We start from the raw sequence: 1729 nt of genomic DNA on the forward strand, positions 1-1729 counted from the left end.
CTTCCCCCGCCGCGGCGACCAGCCACCGCGTACCGGCCCGGCGGCGCCGAAACCCCGTCATCCCCCGAACACCGCCCGGTACCCCGGCAGTCGCCACAGCTCCGCGTGCGGCCCGACGGCCCGCACCCTCCCCCCGTCCAGCCAGGCGACGCGGTCGGCCCGTTCCGCCGTCGTCACCCGGTGCGCGACGATCAGTCGCGTACGGGCGGCGACGTCGTGCAGCAGCGCGTCGCCGACCCGCGACTCCGTGACCGAGTCGAGACTCGACGTGGCGTCGTCCAGGATCAGCAGCCGGCCCGCGTGGGCGAAGGCGCGGGCGAGGCCGAGGCGTTGGGCCTCGCCGCCGGAGAGGGGCGCGGCCGCGCACGCCGTGTCGTAGCCGTCCGGCAGCCGTCGTATGAAGTCGTCCGCGCACGCCGCGCGGGCGGCGGCGACGACGGCCTCGGGCGGGGGCGTGAAGGAGCCGAAGGCGAGCGTTCCGCCGATCGTGCCGCCGAGCAGCGCCGGGCGGGCGAAGGCGTAGCCGACGTGGCGGCGCAGTTCGTCGTGGGCGAGCTCGCGCAGCGGGACGCCGTCGAGGGTGATCTCGCCCGTGTCGGGGTCGGCGAGGCGCCCGGCCAGTTCGGCGAGGACGGACTTGCCCGTGCCGGAGCGGCCGACGACGGCCGTCGTCGAGCCGCCCGGTACGACGAGGTCCACCCCGCGCAGCACCGCCCGCCCGCCGCGCTCGGCGCCGACGCCGCGCAGCCGCAGCGTGCCGTCGCCGTCGGCGGGCAGCCGCCGGGTGCCGTGGACGACCGGCGGCAGGGCGTGGACCTCGGCCAGTCGGCGCGCGGCGGTACGGCCGTGGACCAGCGCCCCCAGGTGACCGACGAGCATGCCGACGCCCGTCGCGAGGACCGCGTAGCGGGAGGCGGCCAGCAGGTCGCCGACGCTCAGACTGCCTCGCGACAGCTCCAGTCCGGCGACGGCGAGGACGGCGATCTGGAGCAGCGGCACCAGGGCCGTCGCCTGGGCGGTGGAGCGGCCCTGCACCCGCCACATGCGGTGGCCGTGGCGGGACAGGCCGGGGAGGGGTTCGAGGACGCGGTCCCGTTCGCGGGCGGCCGTGCCGGCGGCCGCGATGGTCCGGGCGCCGCCGACGGCCTCCATCAGCCGCCCGGCGAGCTCGCCCTGCAGGCGCTGGTAGCCGGCGAGGCTGCCGGTGGAGGCGCGGGTGAACGCCCGCAGCAGCAGCGCGAGCAGCGGCGCCCCGGCGAGGAACACCAGGGCGAGCCACGGGTCGAGGAGGGCGAGGGCGACGATGCCGCCGACCGGGCCGACGACGGCGGTGACGGTGCCGGCGACGGTCGCGGGGGCCGTGCCGGCCTGGGCGGCGTTGCCGACGAGGCGGGCGACGAGGTCGCCCGGCGTTATCCGGGCCGTGGCCCGGGGGCCCGCCGCGAGGACGTGGCCGAGCGCGGTGAGGCGCATCCGGGCGGTGGTGCGGGCGGTGGTGGTGGCGGTGAGGAACTCGCCGAGCGCGTCGAGGGCGGCGGGGACGCAGACGAGGGCGGCGCACAGGAGGACCCAGCGGGTGGTGACGCCGCTGTCGCGCCGCGCGAGGAGCAGGTCGAGGGTGTGGCCGAGCACGGCGGGCAGCAGCAGGGCCGCGCCCGCGCTCGCGGTGGCGATCAGGACGAGGGCGACCGTGCGGGGGGCGGCGGCGCGGAGCGCGGCGAGGAGGAGG

1 protein-coding gene is annotated in these 1729 nt (G+C 78.8%); it reads right to left on the reverse strand.

The window, feature by feature from the left end:
• Positions 1–57: 57 nt before the first annotated feature.
• The coding region (locus tag K6I33_RS34795; protein WP_229358792.1) for an ABC transporter ATP-binding protein at positions 58–1729 on the reverse strand (1672 nt) is incomplete at its 5' end.

Source organism: Streptomyces sp. UNOB3_S3, assembly GCF_020740895.1.
Classification (GTDB): domain Bacteria; phylum Actinomycetota; class Actinomycetes; order Streptomycetales; family Streptomycetaceae; genus Streptomyces.